The organism is Mycobacterium sp. TH-M82, from assembly GCF_057473605.1.
In genome coordinates, this window is sequence record NZ_JBYCKY010000566.1 from 1 (window position 1) to 4,690 (window position 4,690).

General features: G+C 65.5%; 4 protein-coding genes. All 4 read left to right on the forward strand.

Going from position 1 to position 4,690, the window contains the following annotated elements; translation table 11 throughout:
* Positions 1-1,049: cation-translocating P-type ATPase C-terminal domain-containing protein (locus tag AC2VON_RS17045; RefSeq protein WP_486954005.1), on the forward strand; the 1,049-nt coding region annotated here is incomplete at its 5' end.
* Positions 1,050-1,054: 5 nt separating this feature from the next.
* Positions 1,055-1,330: a hypothetical protein gene (locus AC2VON_RS17050; protein WP_486954006.1), complete on the forward strand. Its 276-nt coding sequence runs from the start codon at positions 1,055-1,057 to the stop codon at positions 1,328-1,330.
* A gap of 308 nt (positions 1,331-1,638) precedes the next feature.
* Positions 1,639-2,616 carry a LysR family transcriptional regulator gene (locus AC2VON_RS17055; protein WP_486954007.1) on the forward strand — a complete coding sequence of 326 codons (978 nt, stop codon included), beginning with the start codon at positions 1,639-1,641 and terminating at the stop codon, positions 2,614-2,616.
* 131 nt (positions 2,617-2,747) lie between these two features.
* The coding region (locus AC2VON_RS17060) for an alkaline phosphatase family protein (protein ID WP_486954008.1) at positions 2,748-4,690 on the forward strand (1,943 nt) is incomplete at its 3' end.

Sequence of the window (4,690 nt, forward strand, 5' to 3'; positions counted from 1 at the left end):
CCACCGATCAGGTCATCAGCGGGGCCGAGTGGAAAGCCCTGTCGCGCAAAGACCGGGAGCGCGCCGTCGCAGAGCGGGTGGTGTTCGCCCGGATGTCGCCGGAGAACAAGGTGCAGATCGTGCAGACGCTGGAGCGCACCGGCCGGGTCTGCGCGATGGTCGGCGACGGCGCCAACGACGCGGCCGCTATCCGGGCGGCCACCGTCGGGATCGGGGTGGTCGCCCACGGTAGCGACGCGGCCCGCACCGCCGCCGACGTGGTGCTGCTCGACGGCCGGGTCCATGCGCTGCTGGACGCCCTCGATGAAGGCCGCGAACTGTGGCAGCGGGTACAGGCGGCGGTGGCGGTGCTGCTCGGCGGAAACGCCGGCGAGGTGGCGTTCGCCATCATCGGCAGCGCGATCACCGGCCGGTCCCCGCTCAACACCCGGCAGCTGCTGCTGGTGAACATGCTGACCGACGCGCTGCCGGCGACCGCGCTGGCGGTCAGCTCCCTGGACGACTCGGCGCGCGCCGACGCGCACGGCCCGGACGCGGCCGCGCTGTGGCGCAAGGTGGCGGTGCGCGGGGTGACTACGGCGTCTGCAGCGGTGACGGCCTGGGCGTGGGCGTCGTTCACCGGACGCCAGCGCCGGGCGGCCACCGTCGCGTTGGTCTCGCTGGTGACCGCGCAACTCGGCCAGACCCTGCTGGACTCACACGACCGGATGGTGGTGCTCACCGCGATCGGCTCGCTGGGGGCGATGGCGACGTTGATCAGCACCCCCGGGATCAGCCAGATGCTGGGCTGCACGCCGCTCGGCCCGGTGGGCTGGGCTCAGGCGCTGGGGACCGCGGGAGCGGCCACCGTCGGTGCGGCCGTCATACCCCGCCTCCTTTCTGCGTTGCCCTCGGTACCGGCACCCGCTACGGCGTCCCCTGCGCCCGCCGCTGCGCGGCATCAGCCCCGCCCCGCTGCTGGCCGAAGAGCACCGCGGCTGCGGGTTGTGGACAATGGGTTTGACGACAAGGCCACGGTCCGGCCGCACGGCCACCCGTCGATACCATGAAGAGCATGACGGTGGACAAGTCGCGCCGCAGCACTTCGCAGCGTGACGCCCTGGAGGAGATCCGCAAGGGCGAAACCTTCGCGGTCGACCTGCCATTGATCGGCCGGGTGGCGATCCCGCCGCCCGAACAGATCGCCTACTACGGCGGTTTGGTGATGCTGGCCGCGTTCGAAATCATCGACTGGCCGGTGGCCATCGCCGTTGCCGCCGGCCACATAATGGCCAGCAATCACCGCAGCCAGTTACTCGAACAGCTCGGCGAAGCGCTGGAAGAGGCCTGAGCCAACAGTCGCAGGAGCCGACCCGGAGGACCGTCAAGCATCGCACGACGACAAGCCATCAAAAATGTCCTGAGTCCATGCATTGACAACCGCCGGCGCAGTCCTGTATCGGTCCAGCATCTTTGACCGTTGCGACGCTGTCCAGCCAAGGCCGGCGCTGTTCTTCGGGTTGCCGGCCGTCCGCAAGCCGGCAATATCGCAACCCTGTTCGTGGTGGGTACGTCGCATCCAGGCCAGCAAGTCAACCCCGACGTGTAGCACGAGGGTGACCGTGCCGGCATCCAAGAAACGCGCCTCTCTTGCCGCTGTTGCGGGCTAGGATTTCGACCATCATCGACATCAGCACCCGCAAACTGCGCCACTTCGTGGTAGTCGCCGAAGAGCTGCACTTCAGCAAGGCCGCGGCGCGCCTGTACATGGCCCAGCAGGCCCTCAGCCGCCAGATCAAGGAACTCGAGGACCAACTCGGCGCCAAGCTGTTGGAGCGAACCACCCGCTCGGTGGCGCTGACGCCCGCCGGTGAAGTCTTCTTAGAGGGAGCGCGCGCCGCGCTGGCCGCTTTAGACGGCGCGACCGCCGCCGCGCAACGGACGGTCCGCGGGCTGACCGGCACGCTGCGGCTGGGCTACATTACCGGTGCAGCGCTCGAATTGACGGCGTTGATCATGGCCGAATTCCGGGAACGCTACCCCGATGTCGTCGTCGAGATGCACGAATTCCCGTTCAGCGACAAATCGGCGGGCTTGGCGTCGGGGGACACCGACGTGGCGTTCCTGCGGCTGCCGCAGGGTACTGCGAACCTCGAGACCGAGGTTTTGTTCGTCGATCCCGTCGTGGCGATGGTGTCGACCTCGCACCGTCACGCCGGACGGCTTTCCGTCTGTGCGCGGGACCTCGTCGATGACCCGGTCACCGCGAGCGCCACCGACGATGCCGATCACGCGTTTTTTTGCCTGGATGCGGCGCGTAACGAATCGACCCGGTCCCGCATAGTGCCCGTCAAGTCGATCACCGAGGAAGTCAGCCTGGTCGCGGCCGGGGCGGCCATCTCCGTCACCAGCGCAGCCGTCATGGACTATCTGCCCGCGCCCGGCGTCCGGTTCCTGGCGATCGACGACTGGCCCGGCTCGGTGGTCGCGGTCGGCTGGCACCACGGCCGACGCCCTGCTCTCGTCGACCGGTTCGTCGACGTCGTGTGCGCGGTGCGGGACCGGGAGCGCGAGATCGTGCGCAATATCGAGAACCGGTGCCCAACAAGATCTCAATTGACATCGTGCCCATTGTGAATGGTGTCACCGTTTGGTGTTTCCGTTAAACTGCTACCGATTGCCAGTATTGACCGCGATGACACGGCGAAACTGCGGTCTAAAATCTGCTTAAGCGCGCTCGTCTCCGCTGCCCGGGAAAGGACGAACTCATGGCGCATCGGCGCTTCAGGGTGCACAATTCAGCTTCGCGTAAGGCGATGGCGCGGCGGCGTCGACGCGCCATCGGGACGACCGGGGCGATCAGTGCGTTCCTGACGTTCGGGCTTGGGCCGCTGGCCCACGCGCCCAAGGCCCGTGCCGAGGGGTTTGACGCAGTCATTGACCAAACCCTCACTGCGATCACGGGTTCGTTGGGCGATCTGTCCGGCGTTTCCGGGACAGCTCCGGAGCTGGGCGGTCTGGGTGCGGGTGCCGCCGATGCGGGCTCGGTGGCCGCGGCCAACCCAGCTGGTGCCTGGTTGCATGCGCTGGCGCAGGACTTCAACGGGTTGGATCAGGATGCGGACAACGTGCTCGGCAAATTGTTTAACTTGGTTAACCACGTCGGTTCGTCTGGCGAAGCCCCCACCGGCGCGATGAGTCAGAACTTGCTGGTCAACGGCAACTTCGCCACCGCCGACCCGTCCGGGTCGGGCTTCGAAGGGGTGACCATTCCGGGCTGGACGGAGACCGGCGTCCCGACCGTGATCCCATACGACACCCCGATCAATCTCCCGGGGCCAATTTTGGACAAGTTCACCCCAACTTTCTCGGGGTTGTTAGGTTTTCCGACGGTGGCGCCGCCGGGCACCCCGGCCGGCGACGACAATTTCGCCGGCGGCGGACCCGTGGGCACCTCCAGCATCAGCCAAACCGTCAACCTCACCGGCGCAGCCGGAACGCCGTTCGAGCTCAGTGCAGATCTCGGCGGCCAAAGCTGGGACCCGTCCTACACCTCAGTGCAGGTCAGCTTCCTGGGCGCCGACGGGGACGTGCTGGGCACCGACTCGCTCAATCCGGTCACGGCACTCGATCGCCTGGGTTTCACCGGGTTTGAATACCGCGACATCACCGGGACGGTCCCGGAGGGCACCACCTCCGCGCAGGTGACCACGACCTTCAACGACGAAACGAATTTCCTCGAAGACTACAACAGCGCCTACGCAGCCGACGAGTCGTTCACCGTCGGCGATCCAAGTCTGACCGCGGCGCCGCTCACGCCACCGACGTCCGACGTCGGCCACCTCGATCACGTGTTCCTGATCTACTTGGAAAACGAGGGCGACGAGCAAATCCTGGACAACCAAAACGCGTCGTTCATCGACAGCCTGATCAAGACAGGAGATTTCGACAGCGGCTACCACTCGCTGGGCCACCCCAGCAACCCCAACTACGACGCTGTCTTTGGCGGGTCGGCCTTCGGTCGGGACACCAACGCGTACCCCGGCGGCATCAATGCACCCAACCTTTTCGAAGAATGGGATAAGGCGGGCGTATCGTGGGCCGCCTATGAACAGGACATCCCGGCGGGTACCACCGAAATAAATGGGGGCTTCGGTAACGTTGGCGCCTTCAACTACGTCGCCGACAATACCCAGGCTTACCTGGATGAACACATTTTCCCGCAGGCGGATTTGTCCAGCGCTCTGCAGGACCCGAGCACCTTCCCGGACTTCGCGTGGGTCAAACCCAACGTAGTCACTTCTGGTGAACCCTTCAACGGTACCTTTTTCAGCGATCTCAGGTATATTGCCAACGAGGTCTTTCCTGCGCAGTCCGTCGTAGACAGATACGACTTGTACCTCGAGAACACGGTCAAAACCATCGAGGACTCGCCGACGTGGAATGACCCGAACGAGACGGACGCGATCTTCATCACCTACGACGAGGACGCCAGCGAACCGTCACTAGGCATCGAAAACACCGATGACAACGTTCCGCTGATCGTCATCCCGAACCAGGGCGCCGTGACGGAGGGAGGGATGCTCGACGGCGTCCACACCGACGCCTACAACAACATCTACGGTCTGATGGCCACAATCGCAGACGCCACGAGTCCTGCGTCGGGAACTCTGGCCCCGCTCACAGCCAACGAGGAGTACGCCACACCGCT

What these genes read in the sequence shown, in the direction of transcription:
- AC2VON_RS17050 (WP_486954006.1), top strand. Translation starts at nt 1,055, where the DNA reads ATGACGGTGGACAAGTCGCGCCGCAGCACTTCGCAGCGTGACGCCCTG.